We start from the raw sequence: 18,502 nt of genomic DNA, 5'->3' as shown, positions 1-18,502 counted from the left end.
GGAGGCTTGGCGGACAGTCGGCGGAAAGGGAGCGGATTTCTGAAATCAGCTGGAACGGTTTTAAAAGAAAAAAACTGCAGGCAAACGCGATTTCTTCGAATCTAGGTTATCCATCATGTTTTTTACTGTAATCCTTAATGGATGGAAGAAATGAGCGAGACTCCTGCCGAATAACTGGCTAGCCAAGACCCCGGAGCCGCTAACCGGCGAGGAGGCTTGGCGGACAGTCGGCGGAAAGGGAGTGGATTTCTGAAATCAGCTGGAACGGTTTTAAAAGAAAAAAACTGCAGACATTGCTGTAATAGAACTAATGTCCCTCAACCTTTACAAAAATAAAAAAATAATGATAAGTGAAAATAATGAAAAAAAAATGCTAAATTGTAAGGGGAGGTTTTATAATGAATTACCTGAATACAATAACATTTGCTGCATTGTAGTAAATGATTATGATATAGGGAAAGGATCAGTATTGGTAATATCAATAATGAGAGGATAGTTTTGTGTGATGCATATATGGCTGATTAGTTTTATTATTTTATTATTGCTATTAATATTTTATACTATTATCCCAACGGTGCTAATTCGTGTATGCAGTCTGGGAATAACCAAAAAAATCAATTCGAATAATGGGATTGCGCTAACTTTCGATGATGGCCCGAACCCTGAATATACGATAAAATTACTTGATCTTTTAAAAGAATATGAGATAAAGGCCACATTCTTTGTTGTTGGCAGTAAAGTGAAAAGTAATCCTGGGATTATTAAAAGAATGCATGAAGAGGGACATACTATAGGTATCCATCATTTTCATCATGTTTCAAGTTGGGTCCTATCACCAGTTCATCTGAGGAAACAGTTGGAAATGACTGAAAAGGCGATTAAGGAATGCACGAATGAGAAGGTGATTTTTTATAGACCGCCATGGGGCCATTTTAATATCTTCACCCCACTTTTCAGTAAGAAATATAAAGTAATTATGTGGTCCGGCATCTTCGGGGATTGGAAAGTCGAAAATTGCAAAAATACTCTGCTTGATCAACTTCGAAGCACTTCGACAGAAGGTTCCATCCTGTTGCTTCATGACTGTGGTGAAACATTGGGAGCGGATAAAGAGGCACCAGGCTATATGATTGAAATGTTAAAAATTTACCTGCAGGAGAGTAAGGAAAAAGGAACACACTTTATTTCTTTAAAAGACTTATAACTAATTCTGGGGGTATTATGGATATAGATACGCTTTTACATTTTATTGATTCATATGGTTACCTAATCATTTTTCTTTTTTTATTCTTCGGCATTGTGGGAGTGCCTGCTCCAGAGGAATCACTTCTATTTCTTATTGGGGTGTTGGTTGTCCAAGGCAAGCTCTCAATGGGTTTAGCCATGCTGTGTGCAATCCTTGGCGCCTTTATCGGAATGCTTGCAGCTTATGCATGCGGAAAATATGTGGGGTACCCATTTATAAATAAATATGGAAAATTCATTGGGATTACGGCTGAACGCTGGGAAAAAGCAAAGAGAAACTATACGGATAATGCACGAAAAACCTTAGTATTTGGATTTTATATTCCGGGTATGAGACAAATAAGTCCATATTTTGCAGGAATTTCTTCGATACCCTTTCGGAAATACTTCCTATTTTCCCTATTAGGCACTATACTATGGACCGTCCCTTTTATAGTGGCCGGTTATTATGTGGGGGATGCTTTTAATGTTAATCCCAAATATGTTCCATATTTAGGTGTTGTATTTTTAGTTATTTTTGTACTATATGTTACTATCAAATACATTAAAAAGAGAAAACAAATGTCCAAAAGTTGAGTCTGCTCCTTATTATAAACGTCGGAAATAAAAAATCGATTTAAGGAATTTGTTCAACGATATTGTAAGAGCAAGATATCATGAACTATATATTTTGTATTTTCAGAATGATTTCTTAGGAGATGACACATATGAAGAAGATTTTGTTTTTACCTCTCTTTCGAATGCAGTCGGGACATCATCAAGTTGCAGAGGCATTGATGGATATGTTAAAAAAGCATTCAAATGGGATTACTTATAAAAAAATCGATCTAATCAGTTATACCAATACCTCTCTAGAAAAATTCATTGCAAATAGTTATCTGACATGGATCCGTTATGCGCCGGAAACCTATAATCTTGCCTATAAGAATCTGTTTTATGTTCACTCGCCAAAGGAAAGTGTATGTAAATGGTATCAGCAATTATTCATGAATAAGATGGAACGATTGATAGCGGAAGAAAAGCCTGATTTAATTGTGTGTACACACGGTTTCCCTTCATATCTTTTGAGTCAGTTAAAGATGAAAGGGAAGTGCAGCACACCGGTAATAAACGTGTACACGGATTTTTTTATTAATAATGTGTGGGGAAGCGAAGGGATAGATGCCCATTTTCTTCCTAGTCAAGAAGTTAAAGAAAAGCTGATGAGTAAGCGTCAAATACCAAAACAAACGATGATGGTCACTGGCATTCCCGTGCATGAGGAAATCACAAAAAATGTCAGTGTCCAAAGAAAAACAGAACGGCCAAAAATTTTGATATCCGGGGGAAATAGCGGTCTGGGAGGGATTTTGAACTTAGGTGATGAGTTAAAGAATTCTACCGACTTTGATTATTTAGTTCTTTGCGGAAATAACAACAAGCTTTATGAAGAAATCGATACATGGAACTTACCTCATATCAAACCACTGCCTTATATCTCATCAAGGTCTGAAATGAATAAGCTTTATGAAGAAGTTGACGCAATCGTTACGAAACCGGGCGGTGTCACGATCAGTGAATCATTGCGAAAAAGGCTTCCGATTTTTGTTCATTCCAGGCTTCCGGGGCAGGAGGAAATTAATCTGCAGTATCTTAAACAACAAGGCCTTGTATTTAAACTTAATCAGAAAACGCCTTTTGAAAAACAATTGCTGAGTATATTGAAGGATCAGAAAAAAATGAAAAAATGGAGCATTTCCATAGAGTCTTACCATAAGGAAATAGAGTTGGAGAAACCTGAGGGAATAGTGGAGGTCATGAAATTGATCCTTAATCTAAATCAAAATGGTACGCCTTCCTATCTAGCCCGACAGCCCAAACTTCTTTATAGCTAAGTGCATTGCATTCCCAATGGTGAACCTAAAAGGAAGATTGAATACGGAAGGCTGCTGAATTAGCAGCCATCCTATGAAGAAAGGTCGGAAGGAAGAGTGACTTTGAAAAAAACATACCTTATGATTTTTTTGATGGTGATGCTTGTGATAGTGGGTGCAGGGTGTTCAAGCGATGAAACGGAAAAAACGGAAATGAAGGCGCAAGCCGGAGGAAAAGTGGAATTGACGGTTTCCGCAGCTGTAAGTTTACAAGATGCCTTAAATGATATAAAGAAGTCTTTTGAAAAAGAGAATGCAAATGTTGAAGTGCATTATAACTTTGGAGCCTCTGGAGCTCTTCAGCAACAAATATCCCAAGGCGCACCTGTTGACCTGTTTTTCTCAGCAGCAGAAGATAAGTTTGATAAATTAGTAGAGGAAGATCTTATTGAAGGGAAAAACGGAATCGATTTAGTCGGCAATGACCTGGTGCTGGTGGTGCCAAAGGATTCCAAAAAGGAAATTGGATCGCTGGAAGACATCCCAAAGGCCGCTAAAATTTCGATTGGGACTCCAGAGTCTGTACCGGCAGGGCAATATGCGAAACAAACTTTGGAAAACATGAACCTCTTTAAAGAGATTGAAGATCGATTGGTATTTGCCAAGGATGTGCGGCAAGTGCTTACATATGTGGAAACGGGAAATGTGGACGCTGGCCTCGTTTATAAAACGGATGCACTCAACTCATCAAAAGTTGAAATCATTGCAGCAGCCCAGGCAAATTTACATGATCCGATCATATATCCCGTCGGAATGATCAATAACGTGGATCATGCCAAGGAAGCCAAGCTATTCTATGACTATCTCCAAACGGAAGCCTCCATGAAAATCTTTGAAAAATACGGATTTAAAGGTTTATAAAAGAAAGTCGATTTCCACTTCAGGCACTCGCTTTCCGCGGTCGGTCGGCCCTCGTCGCCTTGCGCCTGCGGTGTCTCCCCTAGACGCGCTTTTCCCGCAGGAGTCTCGCACCTTTCGTTCCAATCAATTTTGTTTTGAAATATAGGTAAAACCCTTTTTTCTACAGTTTTATTAGGACTTGTAAAATGAACGTCGATTTCCACTCCAGGCACTCGCTTTCCGCGGTCGGTCGGGGGAGCCTCCTCGTCGCCTTGCGCCTGCGGTGTCTCCCCTAGACGCGCTTTTCCCGCAGGAGTCTCGCACCTTTCGTTCTAATCAATTTGGTTTTGAAATTTTAGGTGAACCCCTTTTGTTTACAGTCTCTAACCACCAATCTGGTGGTCTTTTTTTTGTGCATTCTCAGTAATATTAGGTATATTTTCCTTTATATTGAAACCTTATCTCGCTTTAGACGTAAGAATAAGGACATGCATGTATTCGTCTTTCAACAAAATTGGATAATTCAGCCGCTGCGTAAAATGGACCTAGTGATAAAAGAAGGACAGCAAATTACTGTTCCAATTCAAATAAAAGCTGAAGAATCTCATAGGTGAAACTAAGACAGAATGTTGTAATCAAGATCGATTTGAATTGGGAAAACCTTTTTGATAGTAATGGAAGCATCAAGCCGAAAGGTTCCAATATAAAAGTAGGAAATATTTATCATTTTATCATAAATGGTATATCATGAGTTTAATGTAATAATTTACAATATTTTTAGGTCGAATTACCAGGGAGGAGTAAACAGTGGAGGAAGCAATAATTGATTTTGTCATTGTAGTCATGTTAATTATTGGTTTCACATACGGTCTCATTAGGCAATTTAGACATTGCGTCAGTATCAGGAATGGAAATAAATCGGAGTATGTACATTACAAGAGGGCATTGATTGGAAACTATCTGGTTTGCCTATCCTATTCAGGGTTTCTTTTTTCTTATATTTTGAATTCATTATTGGCATCCCGTATTATACAGGCCTCATTTATTACAAGTGATAATACTAGTTTTTGCTGTTTCAGTTTTCTTGCCATTCTATTAATCGCTAAATTTGGGATTATTCCTAAGGAAAATGAACAAGTTGAATTACAAGAATACATAGTTGAGAAAGAGGAAATATGAAGAAAATTTCGCTTATCTTATTAATCGTATGTATATCGATCACCTTTCTATTGAATTTTGCCATGCCTGAATTTGCTGGCAAAATGAAACACAATATAAGTTCCATGAATATCCTTTATTCATACAATGTCACAAAATCATTCTCGGAACAAACTAATGATACGATCGAATTGGCATCCGTTCCTTCAGGGAAAACGGAGACCAGGGATTCCGATTTCCGAAGTGATGTTAAGCTTGAGGGCACGCCGCTGAATATTAAACGTGTAGTGAAAGAGAGCTTGAATAAGCCTCAAGTGTATAAAACTAAAGAAAAGTTAACCGGGCCCGAAAAGGGGTTTTCATACCGGAAATATTATCTTACCAAAAATTATGATAAAGGAAGATATATAGTCATCCGAACGAATAAAATAACGGGAAAAGAAAAGGTGTATGCCGGAACTTACCATGAGCCGAGCACGCAAGAACCTTTCATAAAATGGTCACGTGATGAAAAATGATGGCTGATAATACGATTTCAAGTAAAGTTGAGTGATTATATGGAAAAAACAGTGAAGATAGAGGAATATAACCCTGTTTGGGTCAGTGAATTTCAACAGGAAAAAGCGAGAATAATGGAGGTTTTAAAGAACGATTCCCTTTGTGTTGAGCATATTGGAAGTACATCCATCATCGGGTTGGGGGCCAAACCGATTTTGGACATCATGGCGGGCGTCCAACATTTAGCTGAAGTTAACACGTTCATTGAACCGTTGAAATCGATTGGGTATGAATTTGTCCCGCATAAGGAGTTTCCCGAAAGGCGTTTCTTTAGAAAAGGCCAATGGAGAGCGGGAACACACCATTTGCATATCTATAGATTCGGAAGTGAACAGTGGAAGAATCAACTTTCATTCAGGGACTATCTAAGAAGCCATCCTGACGTACGGAAACAATATCAGCAATTAAAATTATCATTGGCGCAAAAGCATCCTGCAGATATTGTGGGGTACACGAAAGCGAAAGCCCCATTTATCCTAAATGTCATCGAATCAGCAAATGGCAGTTGACTTACAAGGTGAAAGTTTTGAATTACCTGAAAAATGGTTACGGCAGTGATTTAAACTGCCGTTTTTGTTTGAACAATTAGCATGAACTTCGAACGATGAGTTCGGGGGCAAACCGATAAGTAATGTACGGGGCCTGATCCGAATTGATTATCCGGTTCAATAATAACTCAGATGTTTTAATTCCCATTTGCTGTATGGGCTTTAATTGTTGTGATGGATGGTTCATAAAACTCCGTATAAGCGACATCATCAATGCTTACAATCGCCACTTCCCCAGGAATCGAGATTTTTTGCTTTTTCAAATAGCTAAGGATTTCACGTAATACTAAATCATTTCCTGCCACTATGGCTGTCGGTGGTTTTTCTGCATCGAATATCGGGCCAATACAATTCGCTCCTGTAGCAGAATCGGCAACAGCAATCATCGCGACAAGTGTATTGGTGACGGCAATCCTGACACCCATGTTGACGATGTGGGTTGCAAAGAAACAGGAGGAAAGAGGCATTCCGCAGCGAAGAGGCATGAAACCAACTATTTTGAAAGATTCAAATGTGACTTCGATACAAAAAGCGAAGTAAAACAAATAAAATGTAAGCGTTATCCAAAAAGCAACTGGGGTTATTATCCCGGCTGCTTTTTTGTGATGCATGCACATTGGTGTTAAAATAAGGAAATAGCAAAACGGAATGTAAACGCGAATTCCTATCAAGGAGGCTTTCATGAGAAAGGTCGAAGTCGTACCATATAAGAAAGAATGGCCCAAGTTATTTCATGATGAATGCCAAAAATTACAGGATATTTTTGGGCCTGAAATGATGAATTCCTACCATATTGGCAGTACGTCCATCCCGGCAATCCATGCCAAGCCCATAATAGATATTTTGGCAGTGGTAAAAGATGTGGAATGTGTGGCTGATTTTAATAAAGAGATGGAAGGGATAGGGTATGATGCCATGGGGGAGAACGGAATGGCTGGACGACGTTTTTTTCGTAAAGGCGGGGATGAGAGGACACACCATATTCACATGTTTCAAGAAGGACATGAAGAAATATCCCGACACCTCGCTTTTCGGGATTATTTGCTATCACACCCTGATGAAGCACAAAAGTATAGTAGGCTGAAGCAGTGCTTGGCAGCGGAATTTCCAATGGATATCAAAGGTTATGTAAATGGAAAAAATGATTTTATAAAAAAGGTTGATGAAAAAGCGAAACATTGGGCGGCGAATGAGGGGGATCATCATGTTGATGAAGTGGATTAAATGCCAAGTGAATGAGGAAAACAAGCGTTCATTTTCAAAAGCACAAGAGGGATGGGGAGAATTGCGCCATTGTGTTGGCTTCATCGGTCAAACCGGAGGGTGGAATAGAAATGAACCCCATGAAGCAGGCATTCTCTCCGTTTGGAAAGATATCCATTGCTATCAACGTTTCATGCAGCATCAGCATGATGAAATATTCGGGAAGAGTGACCAAGGAAGTACTTATACAAACATTTCTGTCGATATATTCGAGAGCATATCCAATATAGGAACAACGGACATTACAGCTTTTTTTGGCAAGGGGAAATTACTGCAAGTGGCTGACTGTTCTGTTGAAAAGGATAAACGAACCCGTTTTGAGCAGGTGCTAATAGAAGTAGGAAGCAAGGGCATGCTGTCTGGCGCATTCGGTAAAAGGCAAAACGGCAGATATCTTGTCGTCTCATTATGGGACAATGAAGATTCACATCAACGGTATGCGGATAAGGAATGGCCTGCACTGATAAACGAATCGGGAGTGAAAGATATTTCAGTTAGTTTAATTGAATTGCATCCAAAGTGGGCGGTCATTTAGAATCAAACATTATCAATCTATCGATTTGAACAATCAATGGCGTCTTGGAACTTATATGGAATGGAAGAAAGACGCTCAAAACATTTTCTACAGAAGGTGATAACAAATGAAGCTAGATTATGATTCACAGTATATCAGGGGCATCTACCTCAATCGAGACCGAATATCTTCGTATGAACATTTCCCTCTTGATCTTCCGGTTATCAGGCACCTTCAGGAAGTGGCTTTTCATCCCAGTGTTACCTATGTCATCGGGGAAAATGGAATGGGGAAGTCCACCTTGCTTGAAGGCATTGCGATTGCGTATGGCTTCAATCCAGAAGGCGGAACGTTGAATTTCAATTTTTCCAATTATGATTCACACTCCAATTTGGACGAATACCTCCGTTTGAAAAGAGGCGTATACAAACCGAAGGATCATTTTTTCTTTAGGGCGGAAACCTTTTATAATTTAGCAACGAATATAGAGGAATTGGACAGGGAAACATCGTATGGGTCGAAAATCATCGATTCCTTCGGTGGAAAATCACTCCACCAGCAATCTCATGGGGAATCATTTTTTTCTGCTTTTGTAGAACGATTTCAAGGCGATGGATTGTATATCCTCGATGAGCCTGAAGCTGCTTTATCGCCATTGAGACAAATATCGATGCTGGCCAGGATAAATGAGCTTGTTCAACAAGGTTCCCAATTCATCATTTCCACCCATTCCCCGATCATCATGGCCTACCCGGATGCTAAAATCCTCCAAATTTCAGATGAGGGAATGAGTGAGGTAAAGTTAGAGGAGTCCAATCACTATTTGTTAATGAAACAGTTTTTCGAAGATAAAGATCGGCTGCTTCACCATCTATTTCAATGAGATTTTAGCATCTCCATGAAAAGCAACTAAGGAAAAACCCCGTCTGCCCTGCGCATACGGGGTTTTCATTTTTTTGGAATTCCTTGTTGACAGCTTAGGTGTATTACGGGTATAGTACATCTATAAGGTGTATGAACCACTTAGTACATACACGAATATCAGGCTTTTTTTAATAAATAGGGGGTGGTTTTAATGAACGTAAATACCCGGGAACCGGTATATCTGCAAGTCGTTAGGCATTTCAAAGAACAAATAGCCATTGGCAATTTCGTGGCGGGGCAGGAAATTCCCTCTCGAAGAGAACTGGCGGCTTCACTCAATATAAATCCCAATACTGCTCAAAAAGCGTATAAAGAAATGGAGGAACAGGGCTTGATTCATACTGAACGAAATTTCCCCAGTCAAATCACGACGAATGAAACGATACTACAGGCTGTGAGGCAGGAATTGATTTTGGCAGCCGTCGATACGTTTGTCGATGCGATTCGTCCGATTAATGTACCAGTTGATGAACTGCTTCGTGTGGTTAAAGAAAAATACTCGGAAGAAATAAGGGAGGAGGAAGAAAAATGATAGAAGTAAAAAAGATCTCCAAGAATTATGGCCGGAAAAAGATCTTGGATGGTGTTTCATTTACAGCCAATAAAGGGGAAGTCACTTGTCTGATCGGGATAAATGGTGTAGGTAAAACGACTACACTCAAAGCGATCATGGGATTGACGCCATATAAAGGTGAAATCCTGATCGATGATCAAAAGATGACAAAGGACAGTTATGAAAAAATCACCTTCATTCCGGACGCACCGACCATGCTTCCGCAAATGACCATTAAACAGGCCATTGTTTTCATGTCGGATTTCTATACGTCCTGGAATCCGGAAAGAGCTAACCAACTGATGGGGTTTTTCAAGCTTAAAGAGGAGAATCGCATTTCGGAATTGTCAAAAGGGAATACAGCTAAGCTCAACCTGATGCTTGGTTTGGCCCTTGACGTCGATTATGTACTGATGGATGAACCATTTTCGGGAATCGATATGTTTAGCCGCGAGCAAATTGCCGATGTCTTTGCGAGCCACCTGATTGAAGATAGAGGAGTCATCATCACGACCCATGAAATCGGTGATATTGAACATTTGATCGATAAGGTCATTTTACTGGATAACGGTTCAGTGCTTAAAGAGTTCAATACAGAAGAAATGCGGGAAGAGGAAGGAAAATCGGTAGTCGATGTAATGAGAGAGGTGTATCAATCATGATGCGATATATAAAACTAGTGAACTTTGAAATCAACCGTTTCAGTAAAATCTATCTTAGCTTATTGTTGATCACCTTGGTTTCGCAATTTGCCGGAGTGATCATCGTAACGAAGAGCCTTCTTAAAGATGCCAGGGATATCATGAAAGAAGAAAGACTATCTGAAGCCGCTTATATTACCAATTATGGAAGCCTTGATTTTAATCATATTGCCAATACCCTTTTGTTTGTTGGACCGATAGCGCTGAGTGCGGTTGCCCTTATTTTTTACATTTTCCTTATTTGGTATCGTGATTGGTTTGGAAAGAATACGTTCATTTATCGTCTTTTGATGGTACCAACATCCAGATTATCGATCTACCTTTCAAAAGCTACGGCCATTTTCCTGATGGTATTAGGGTTGATTGCTTTCCAGATCATCATTTTACCTATGCAAAATGCCCTATTTAATTCAAATGTGCCGGAAGCGCTCTTGAATGAAATGTCAATTTCTACTATCACGATAGCCAATCCGATTTTGTCATTGATCATTCCAAGCACGTTTACGCAATTCCTGATTTCCTATGGCGCCGGTCTTATGATCATGTCGATATTATTCACGTCGATCATGTTTGAAAGAAGTTTCCGCATAAAAGGAATCATAATGGGCTTGTTATATTGCGGAATCGCTGCTGTGTTGTTTTTAGCTCCATTTTTCGTAATGGGGTTTGGGGATTTCCATTTCTATCCTAATGAATTATTTGGCCTGCTGCTCGCAATAGGAATCATTTTGACAGGATTATCGGTTTGGCTTGGTGCTTGGTTATTGAAAAATCGCGTTACCGTATAACAACAACTTTAAAGGAGAGTGAACAAGGTGAAACGTTATTTATGCAGCATCATTATTGGAATGGTTGTCATCTTAAGCATCGGGACCTATTATGTCAAAGTAGCTTCCTCCGCTTCCAGCCTTCCAAAGTATACGTTCAAGACACTGGAAGGCAGCGATAAAGAGCTTGATCCGGTAACCATAAATGCTACGCTTCAAAAGGGCAGTAATTTTTATGAACCATTAACGATTGAATCCAATACAACGACATATGCCAGCGAAAGGTCTTACTTGGAGAACTTAACTGGAAGACAAAATCAGCAAATTGAAACATTGGTAAAAGAACATCGTTCGTTTATGCGTGGCAAGGATTCCGTTAGTTCTTTATATGAAGACGATGATTTTCTTGCTTACGCTTGGGTGAATAGCGAATATACAAAGAGCGGGGATATGGAAGCAAAGTTTGATATCGGTTTACTGGAGAAGAAGGACGAAGAGGAAACTTCATTCCAAATCGAGCTTCCGAATCAAGGGAGAATCATGAATGCTGATGTCAGGGATGTGCAGTTGGTCCATTCAAAACTACAGGTTTTAACGATGAATGATGTGAATTCCTACAATGAGAAGCAAACGAAAGAAGTTCATCTGTATACGATCGATGTAGCCAATAAAAAAGTCTTGAGCGATAAAACCCTTGTAACTGAAACCTTTACTGACCCAGAACAAGTTGATTTTGAGATGCCAATTGATGTTGCTCCCTCCATGCCAAACAACATGGTATTAATCTCGTTAATTAAAGGGGTAAATCATGAGGATGGCTTTGAGGAAAAACTAAAAGAAAGCAAGCTTATATCTTATAATTATGAAACGGAAAAATTAGAAACGGTAAAAAAAGGATCGCTGAGCCTGGACATGGCTAGATCAGGATATTCAGACGGAAAAAACCTTTATGCAGTTGAAATGAAATCAGGTAAATATCGCATTAAAACGTTTGATCTCAGCAGTCAAACGATAACGAATGATACGGAGCTGGATATAGCTGCTAATAAAGAAGAGCAATATACCGCTGCCTTTAAGAACGGGCGTGTGTACTTCCTATTGAACGGAATGAATCAAGAGGGGAAAACAAACAAGCCTGCCAAACTCTTGATTGCAGATATAAAGACTGGAAAGACTTTATATAAAGGTGAAACAGTCATGAATAAAAAGAACAGCAAAAGTTTTGGACTTTTTATCAATGACTTGGAAGTAAAATAAGGACCAAATAAGCTTAAATGAAAAAGGGATATCCCCCAATGGGATATCCCTTTTTATTTAAATGGAAGCCAAGTTCGTTCTGGCTGTACGTTCCTTTTTGCCGTGCAAGAAGTAGTAAAGGACGGAGGTTGCGATGACCACAACGCCCAAGATGACATAAAGTGTGCTGTAACCTGTTACCGGAATGATGAAACCCAGAATATAAGGGCCGAATCCAAGTCCTGCATCAAGCATGATAAAGAAGGTGGACGTTGCCATCCCCATTCGGTGAGGCGGTGTCAGTTTAACGGCAATCGCCTGCGAGCTTGATTGCATATTACCGAATCCGAGGCCGATGAGGAAACCAGCTGCCAGTAAAGTGAAACTATTTGTTGTCATACTTAGAAGCAGCAAGCCGATCCCGAAAATAATGAACGCCGGATACATAATGAAGTTCGATCCTTTCCGGTCCATCAATGGTCCTGAGATAGGACGTGATAACAATACGGCTACTGCGTAAACTACAAAGAAGAAGCTTGCCGTATTGACCAGATCGATTTCAATGGCATAGAAACTGATGAAAGAAAGGACACTGGAATAACAGAATGCCAATAACAGAGTGATGATTGAAATGGGCAGTGCCTTAGGTTCAATGAAATTGGAAAGCTTGAATCCTTTGCTTTCCGTAACTTTGGCCGTCACTTTCAATGCCGGGACATACAGGAAGAATGCTGTAATCAGGGAGATTACCCCTAAAGCCAGGCAGAAGCTGAAAATGACCTGGAAGCTTGTATGCTGAGCCATAAACAGACCGATGAAAGGACCGATTGCTGTCGCAAGTGTTGCGCTCATGCTGTAATAGCCGATGCCTTCTCCCTTTCGTGTCGCCGGAATGATCTGGGCGACGATCGTGCCTGTCGCAGTACTTGCCATCCCCATTGCCATCCCATGGATCAGGCGGTTAACAAGCAGGAAGCCAATTCCAAGGTCCACAAAATATAGAAGTGTTGTCAAAGTGAAAAAGATCAAACCTATGAATAAAGTTTTCTTGCGGCCGATTGAATCAATGAAACGGCCAATGAACAGGCGTCCGATCAACGTCCCGATAATAAAAATCCCCGATATGAGTCCGGCTTCGCTTGTAGAAGCATCCAATTCATTAACAGCATAGATGGCAAGTGTCACCATCAGTAAATAAAAGATTAATGTTATGAAAAAATTGATGGACGAAACGATGACAAAGTCCTTCGTCCACAGTCTGGTTCTGGATTGATCCATGTTATTATCTCCTTACTTTATAATGTTATTTCTAATTTCGCCCATGATGCGTATGGCTGCGAGTTGTTCCTCTTCCGTGATCCCTATCAAGATCTCCTGTTCATATTGATCGATTGTCACGCGGACTTCGCTGTAGACCTTTTTGCCAAGCTCCGTAAGCCGCATTCTTTTTTCGCGCTTATCTTTGCTTGGCACATGCTCGACATACCCCAGCTCTTCCAAGCGGGCAATGGTCCTCGTAATCGTGGGTTTTTCCACGCTTTGGTAATTGGCAAGCTCTACAAGCGTCGCCGAACCATAATTGTTCAAGTAATACAAAATGGACCATTGCGCCCTGTGTAAATCATGCTTGTTCAGCTGGATATTAAGATTATTTTCAAACGGCCGGTACAACAGCAATAATTGCTGAAAGAATTTTTGGAAAGTCTTTATCAGAAACACCCCTTATATCAATATATAGTTATCGTGAGTAATTGTTACCCTAAGTAACTATAATAACAAAACAAATCCATTCTGTCCACTCGGATTTGTTTTGTTTAGTTAAATCAGGTTTTTAGTTAAAATGAATGGGAATATAGAATAGGAGATGATGTGAAGCATGAATAAATCTATGATCGCGTTGATTGCAGCAGCAATGCTAACTGCCTGCAATAATGACAAAGCGGATGAAAACGGGGAAAAATCTGTCCAAACAACGGATGAGAATCAAACCCAAACCGAAAATGAACAACAAAAACAACCCACGCAAACAGAAACTCAAACAAGTCCTAAACATGAGAAGTGGTCTTCTTTGCCCGAATATGACAAAATCACCGAGCAAATCGGCAACGAAGACTATACTTTCAATAAGGAAACGGATAACGATGGCAAACGAGTCTTCCTTATTGAACTTAATGGTGAAAAACAATATAAAACCGTTTTCGTCAAAAATACCAATCGCCTGAAAATTATCAAAATAAATGGCGGCGGAGAGATTTATAACGGAATCATAAAATAAGTGGACCCTGCGTAAGTGTTGTATTGCCTTTTTTATTCTGCTGTATATTTCGAAGATCCCGATCGGATGAAGGTCGAACTCGTGGCCCCTTAACAATAGTTGGCATAGCTATAATGGCGGTTATGTCGATCTTTCCCTCTCTCAGGTTCGGGTTCTGGGCCAAGTGAAAAGGCCTCGATCAATATAAATGCACCGAAAACTTGGGTCCAGCTGCCTAGTAAAAGAATATGTTCTCCCATCCGTACTTTTTCATTTAAAATGAAAATATTTCCCACGGATTCCAAAAATGAACCGGCTGAAATGAGGCCATTTCCCTTGATCTCATAAGAGCGTGAAATGGTCTCCTCGGTCAGCGATGCCCCGAATGCTTCAATTGCGGCGCCCAGGCCTTGGATTCCACTGCCGAGTACATCGGTTCTAATGCCCTCCTCCACTGAACCACTCAACTGCATACCTATTCCAACTGCATCTGCGATATTGCCAATGGCCTCAAGCCAAGAACCGAATATGAAATAGGTTTCCGTACGTTCATTTTCCGGATTCAGCATTTTCGAACGGCCGATTGCTTGCAGCGAATTTCCAACGGCTTCAATGCCATTCCCTTTAAGGACGAGATCTTTTCCGAGGTCAGTGCTCGTTAAAGTTTGCCGGGTTTGCCCGATTGCACCTACAAGTGTGCCGATGCCGAGTAACCATGCTCCTGAAATAAGGAGGTCTTCTCCATGAGTGATCATATCTCAAACGCTCCTTAAAAGTGGTTAGATTATATTATTCAGGAAACAGTGTTTGTTTACATATTGCTTTATCACTTTGGGCTCTGGTTGAATATTACCCATTTATTGGTATAATGGAAAGTTGGAGGGATGATATTGTCTTTTAACAATTTTTTGCAAATGATTATCGCTGCACTTTTCTTTATGGTTTTTACGTTTTTTACCTGGTATGAAGGAAGTGAAATTCTGGATAGACCTTGGGAATGGAAGTATTCCACGTATTTCACACACGTAAATGATGAACAAGCGATAGATGCAGTTGATATTTCGAATTTCGATCATTTCGTTTATGCCGTAAAATTCAAACCGTTATTTCCATTTCTTATGGCCCTATCCGCATCGTACATCATCATACTTTCGGGATATATCCTGTTCAAAAGAAGGATAAAAAAATGGCCCAATTCTTGTTGGGATTTGGTGTCCTTTTTCTGTTTTCAAGTGGTTTTGTATCCAATTCCCCGACTGTTGGAGGAAATATCTTTCAGGCATTTTTTCTGATAGGCGGAATGATGTCTATAATGGGTGCGGCTCTCTATTATTACCGGATGCCAACAGGATTCAATACGTTCATGAAGTAAGCAAGCTGCCGATGAGGCAGCATTTTTTGTGCAAAATGTTGACACAAAATAACGAAAAATAATAGTCATTTTCGCGAAATTCTTAGATTGAACTTCACTGTAATGTAGTTTATAGTTAAGTCGAAATTTAGTAGACCAGTTGCTATAATACCGGCGATGAACCTTATCGATTGGATAAACCAGTGATTGAAGAATAAAGCGAAAAGGTGATAATATGTCAGGCAAAATCAAAATTGAACAGCCAAAGATCCCCCAAGACTTAACACAAGCGAACTTTCAGGAAATATATTATCAAGATGAGCCTTATCTTGAGTCCTGTATCATAACCAACTGCACGATCGATAGAGAAAAAATGGACAAAATCGTAGTATCACAGGTTGTTTTTAAAAATGTGACATTCAGTGATGTATCATTCAGGAATATCGAGCTGACGGATGTCATCTTTGATCATTGCGATTTAACGAATGCCGATTTCATGGGCGGCTCGATTCATCGAGTGGAATTCAAAGAGTCCAAACTTTTAGGCATTAACCTGTCTGACGCAAGCTTAGGGAATGTCTTCTTTGAGAATTGCAACCTGAATTTAAGTGCCTTTGGTTATTCCAGTTTAAAGCAAGTGAGGTTCGATCATTGCTCATTGGAAAGTGCTGATTATTATGAGTGTAAATTCATTAAAGTGAAGTTCGAAACATGCAGGTTAAATGAAGTGAACTTTTCCCGGACACCGCTCAAAGGAATTGATATTAGCAGTTCTACATTTCAAAGGATTATCGTATCCCCGGAAGATTTAAAAGGATGCGAAGTTTCCCCGGACCAAGCGATAGTCTTTGCAGCCATGCTTGGACTGAAAATTAAAGAGTGAACCTTTCAATAAGGCTGAAACGAGGGACCACCGATTTTGGCGTTCCTTTTTAAGTTATTTGTGGTGAAAAAAGGCAGAGTGAATAGAATTATATAGATTAGGCAAAGCGCGGAATCTTTGCACAAATGCAGTATTATCTTACAATATTTGTTAAGCGGAGGGGGATTGAATGTGATTATCAATAAGGTCACTTTGTATAGTCAGGCATGGAATGAAATGCGGAATTTTTATGTTGAGGTGTTAGGATTTGAGCTACTATCGCTAACTGATGATGGTTTTGAAATGAAGGCAGGGGAAAGTGTGCTTGAAATTAAAAAATATCATCAAAAAGAAAAGCCTTTTTACCATTTTGCCATGAACATTCCGCCCAATTTATTTTCTTCGGCAAAAGCATGGGCGAAATCAAAAGTGGAATTGACTAGAGAAGAGGATGAAGACGAAGTTTATTTCAGCTTTTTCGACGCACAATCTTTTTATTTTTTAGACCCTTCAGGCAACATTGTCGAGTTCATATCGAGATATTCCGTATCACCCGAATCCGAGGCTGAGTCTTTTTCAGCTCAAAACGTCCTGTGCATCAGTGAAATAAACATTACGACAGATGAAGTCAGGGCTTTGGGAAATCGGTTGATCAGCAATGGCGTGCCTGTAAGGAATGGTGAAGTCATAAGAGAAGATGGGTTGAATTTCATGGGGGAACATGAAGAAGGTTCGTTTTTACTTTTAGGTCCAAGGAAACGGCGTTGGATTTTTTCGGATAAAGAGTCGGAAATCTTTCCGCTTTCGCTAGTCATAAATCAGCAGCTAGATATTTCAGTGGATGGGGAAGGATTTATGGAATTGAAAAAGGTGGAATGATGCAGATTTATATTTTTACATAATAAATTCTCTAAACTCATCAATATAGAAAGCTACATAACCACAATTTGGGCATACAGATGCTTTAGGGATTGCAGAAACACTATTGAAAAGTCCTTTCTTTTGGCGCCCTTTTATTGATGGGATACAGCATGGTAACTCAATTGTTCCCATCTTTCATTGCCAGTCTCCTGCAAAAGAATTTCGTGACGAAGGAGGGTGCGTCAGCGGGCATCATTGCCGGTTTAGCTACTGTTGGATATACAACCATAACAAGCGCTACAATTGGGACGCTTTTCCCTGCATTGCCGCAAGCCATTAAAGATTTGAACATTAGCCTATGATTGGAGTCAGCCTTATTGCAAGGGAATTTTCCAAGGACAATAAAGGTGAATGGGGGGCTGCTTGAATATTTTGGATAAAGGAGAGGGGGGAAACCGGGCAAGAGTTCGAACTTTTAGGATAAACCGTTTGTGCTGTGAAGGAATTAATTATATATTAATCCTTGAGTACATTATGGATTAAAGTATAAAAGCCCGGAGGAGACGATCATGAAAAACATCAATACAGAACAAGAATATCGTGAACAAATCAACCAAGAAGGACTGACGGTCGGGATTTTTACGACTACATGGTGCCCGGACTGCAAGCGTTTAGACATGTTCATCGATGAGATCACTCAAGAACATCAAGACAAACAGTGGTTTACAATCGATCGTGACGAGTTCCCTGAGATTTCTGAAGAGCAAACGGTAATGGGAATCCCATCACTATTAGTATTTAAAAATGGGGAAAAGGTTGCGCACCTGCACAGTGCAAATGCTAAAACTCCCGAAGCGGTCAATGAATTTCTAAAGGACCTATAAAAGATCTTAAAAAGGTGAACCCCGTATGGTGCTGTAATGAGGGGTTCATCTTTTTTTAGGAATTTTTTTC

General features: G+C 39.9%; 23 protein-coding genes and 3 pseudogenes. 22 read left to right on the top strand and 4 right to left on the bottom strand.

Annotated elements, in window-relative coordinates; all coding sequences use genetic code 11:
* Window positions 1-505: 505 nt before the first annotated feature.
* The 7 genes from ACIQYG_RS17940 to ACIQYG_RS17910 all read left to right on the top strand — a co-directional run bounded on the left by ACIQYG_RS17940 (window position 506) and on the right by ACIQYG_RS17910 (window position 6,223).
* Window positions 506-1,204, top strand: coding sequence for a polysaccharide deacetylase family protein (locus tag ACIQYG_RS17940; RefSeq protein WP_402840712.1), 699 nt, complete (start codon window positions 506-508; stop codon window positions 1,202-1,204).
* A 17-nt stretch (window positions 1,205-1,221) separates the two neighbouring features.
* Window positions 1,222-1,821, top strand: coding sequence for a DedA family protein (locus ACIQYG_RS17935; RefSeq protein WP_402840526.1), 600 nt, complete (start codon window positions 1,222-1,224; stop codon window positions 1,819-1,821).
* 131 nt (window positions 1,822-1,952) lie between these two features.
* Window positions 1,953-3,119: an MGDG synthase family glycosyltransferase gene (locus ACIQYG_RS17930; RefSeq protein ID WP_402840523.1), complete on the top strand. Its 1,167-nt coding sequence runs from the start codon at window positions 1,953-1,955 to the stop codon at window positions 3,117-3,119.
* A gap of 102 nt (window positions 3,120-3,221) precedes the next feature.
* Window positions 3,222-4,019 carry a molybdate ABC transporter substrate-binding protein gene (gene modA / locus ACIQYG_RS17925; RefSeq protein ID WP_402840522.1) on the top strand — a complete coding sequence of 266 codons (798 nt, stop codon included), beginning with the start codon at window positions 3,222-3,224 and terminating at the stop codon, window positions 4,017-4,019.
* Between the two features lie 786 nt (window positions 4,020-4,805).
* A complete protein-coding gene (locus tag ACIQYG_RS17920) occupies window positions 4,806-5,177 on the top strand; it encodes a hypothetical protein (protein WP_402840519.1) in 372 nt (123 codons plus the stop codon).
* Entirely contained in the window at window positions 5,174-5,674 is a 501-nt protein-coding gene (locus ACIQYG_RS17915; protein ID WP_402840516.1) for a hypothetical protein, read from the top strand. Before ACIQYG_RS17920 ends, ACIQYG_RS17915 begins: the two co-directional genes overlap by 4 nt.
* Window positions 5,675-5,713: 39 nt before the next feature.
* A complete protein-coding gene (locus ACIQYG_RS17910; protein ID WP_402840513.1) occupies window positions 5,714-6,223 on the top strand; it encodes a GrpB family protein in 510 nt (169 codons plus the stop codon).
* 176 nt (window positions 6,224-6,399) lie between these two features.
* On the opposite strand, the gene ACIQYG_RS17905 is transcribed toward ACIQYG_RS17910, so the two are convergent.
* Window positions 6,400-6,648, bottom strand: coding sequence for a substrate-binding domain-containing protein (locus tag ACIQYG_RS17905; protein WP_402840510.1), 249 nt, complete (start codon window positions 6,646-6,648; stop codon window positions 6,400-6,402).
* On the opposite strand from ACIQYG_RS17905, the pseudogene ACIQYG_RS17900 reads away from it, so the two are divergent.
* The 8 genes and pseudogenes from ACIQYG_RS17900 to ACIQYG_RS17865 all read left to right on the top strand — a co-directional run.
* Window positions 6,614-6,802 (top strand): annotated as a pseudogene (locus ACIQYG_RS17900) (2-keto-3-deoxygluconate permease); the annotation flags it as partial. The gene ACIQYG_RS17905 and the pseudogene ACIQYG_RS17900 sit on opposite strands and share 35 nt — an antisense overlap.
* A 141-nt stretch (window positions 6,803-6,943) precedes the next feature.
* Complete coding sequence (locus ACIQYG_RS17895) at window positions 6,944-7,486, top strand: GrpB family protein (RefSeq protein ID WP_402840507.1); 543 nt, start codon at window positions 6,944-6,946, stop codon at window positions 7,484-7,486.
* Window positions 7,467-8,060: a YdbC family protein gene (locus ACIQYG_RS17890; protein ID WP_402840504.1), complete on the top strand. Its 594-nt coding sequence runs from the start codon at window positions 7,467-7,469 to the stop codon at window positions 8,058-8,060. The genes ACIQYG_RS17895 and ACIQYG_RS17890 overlap by 20 nt, the downstream gene beginning before the upstream one ends.
* Before the next feature lie 106 nt (window positions 8,061-8,166).
* A complete protein-coding gene (locus ACIQYG_RS17885) occupies window positions 8,167-8,922 on the top strand; it encodes an AAA family ATPase (protein WP_402840501.1) in 756 nt (251 codons plus the stop codon).
* A gap of 192 nt (window positions 8,923-9,114) precedes the next feature.
* On the top strand, window positions 9,115-9,495 hold the full coding sequence (locus tag ACIQYG_RS17880; protein ID WP_034310706.1) for a GntR family transcriptional regulator: 381 nt from the start codon (window positions 9,115-9,117) through the stop codon (window positions 9,493-9,495).
* On the top strand, window positions 9,492-10,178 hold the full coding sequence (locus tag ACIQYG_RS17875; protein ID WP_402840499.1) for an ABC transporter ATP-binding protein: 687 nt from the start codon (window positions 9,492-9,494) through the stop codon (window positions 10,176-10,178). Before ACIQYG_RS17880 ends, ACIQYG_RS17875 begins: the two co-directional genes overlap by 4 nt.
* Window positions 10,175-11,005: a hypothetical protein gene (locus ACIQYG_RS17870; RefSeq protein ID WP_402840496.1), complete on the top strand. Its 831-nt coding sequence runs from the start codon at window positions 10,175-10,177 to the stop codon at window positions 11,003-11,005. Before ACIQYG_RS17875 ends, ACIQYG_RS17870 begins: the two co-directional genes overlap by 4 nt.
* A gap of 27 nt (window positions 11,006-11,032) precedes the next feature.
* Window positions 11,033-12,241 (top strand): hypothetical protein, encoded by a 1,209-nt coding sequence (locus ACIQYG_RS17865; RefSeq protein WP_402840493.1) that lies wholly within the window; start codon window positions 11,033-11,035, stop codon window positions 12,239-12,241.
* A 57-nt stretch (window positions 12,242-12,298) separates the two neighbouring features.
* Here ACIQYG_RS17865 and ACIQYG_RS17860 read toward each other — a convergent pair whose 3' ends face one another.
* Together ACIQYG_RS17860 and ACIQYG_RS17855 are read right to left on the bottom strand one after the other, a co-directional pair.
* Complete coding sequence (locus ACIQYG_RS17860; RefSeq protein ID WP_402840490.1) at window positions 12,299-13,498, bottom strand: MFS transporter; 1,200 nt, start codon at window positions 13,496-13,498, stop codon at window positions 12,299-12,301.
* 12 nt (window positions 13,499-13,510) lie between these two features.
* A complete protein-coding gene (locus ACIQYG_RS17855) occupies window positions 13,511-13,897 on the bottom strand; it encodes a MarR family winged helix-turn-helix transcriptional regulator (protein WP_402840709.1) in 387 nt (128 codons plus the stop codon).
* Between the two features lie 199 nt (window positions 13,898-14,096).
* On the opposite strand from ACIQYG_RS17855, the gene ACIQYG_RS17850 reads away from it, so the two are divergent.
* Window positions 14,097-14,495 (top strand): hypothetical protein, encoded by a 399-nt coding sequence (locus tag ACIQYG_RS17850; RefSeq protein WP_402840487.1) that lies wholly within the window; start codon window positions 14,097-14,099, stop codon window positions 14,493-14,495.
* Between the two features lie 89 nt (window positions 14,496-14,584).
* On the opposite strand, the gene ACIQYG_RS17845 is transcribed toward ACIQYG_RS17850, so the two are convergent.
* A complete protein-coding gene (locus ACIQYG_RS17845) occupies window positions 14,585-15,229 on the bottom strand; it encodes a DUF6944 family repetitive protein (RefSeq protein WP_402840485.1) in 645 nt (214 codons plus the stop codon).
* Between the two features lie 129 nt (window positions 15,230-15,358).
* On the opposite strand from ACIQYG_RS17845, the pseudogene ACIQYG_RS17840 reads away from it, so the two are divergent.
* The 6 genes and pseudogenes from ACIQYG_RS17840 to ACIQYG_RS17815 all read left to right on the top strand — a co-directional run.
* A pseudogene (locus ACIQYG_RS17840) lies at window positions 15,359-15,628 on the top strand (DUF4306 domain-containing protein); the annotation flags it as partial.
* A gap of 32 nt (window positions 15,629-15,660) precedes the next feature.
* The gene (locus tag ACIQYG_RS17835; RefSeq protein WP_402840732.1) at window positions 15,661-15,846 is read left to right on the top strand and encodes a hypothetical protein; all 186 of its coding nucleotides are present in this window, start codon (window positions 15,661-15,663) and stop codon (window positions 15,844-15,846) included.
* Window positions 15,847-16,060: 214 nt separating this feature from the next.
* Complete coding sequence (locus tag ACIQYG_RS17830; protein ID WP_402840482.1) at window positions 16,061-16,708, top strand: pentapeptide repeat-containing protein; 648 nt, start codon at window positions 16,061-16,063, stop codon at window positions 16,706-16,708.
* 171 nt (window positions 16,709-16,879) lie between these two features.
* Window positions 16,880-17,566, top strand: coding sequence for a VOC family protein (locus tag ACIQYG_RS17825; RefSeq protein WP_402840479.1), 687 nt, complete (start codon window positions 16,880-16,882; stop codon window positions 17,564-17,566).
* A gap of 128 nt (window positions 17,567-17,694) precedes the next feature.
* A pseudogene (locus tag ACIQYG_RS17820) lies at window positions 17,695-17,907 on the top strand (sodium:solute symporter family protein); the annotation flags it as partial.
* 210 nt (window positions 17,908-18,117) lie between these two features.
* On the top strand, window positions 18,118-18,432 hold the full coding sequence (locus ACIQYG_RS17815) for a thioredoxin family protein (RefSeq protein WP_034310732.1): 315 nt from the start codon (window positions 18,118-18,120) through the stop codon (window positions 18,430-18,432).
* The last annotated feature ends 70 nt before the right edge of the window (window positions 18,433-18,502 follow it).

The organism is Peribacillus sp. NPDC096622 (assembly GCF_044762665.1).
Classification (GTDB): domain Bacteria; phylum Bacillota; class Bacilli; order Bacillales; family DSM-1321; genus Peribacillus; species Peribacillus frigoritolerans_B.
The sequence above is the reverse complement of the archived record's forward strand: the minus strand, read 5'-3'. Positions and strand labels throughout refer to the sequence as shown.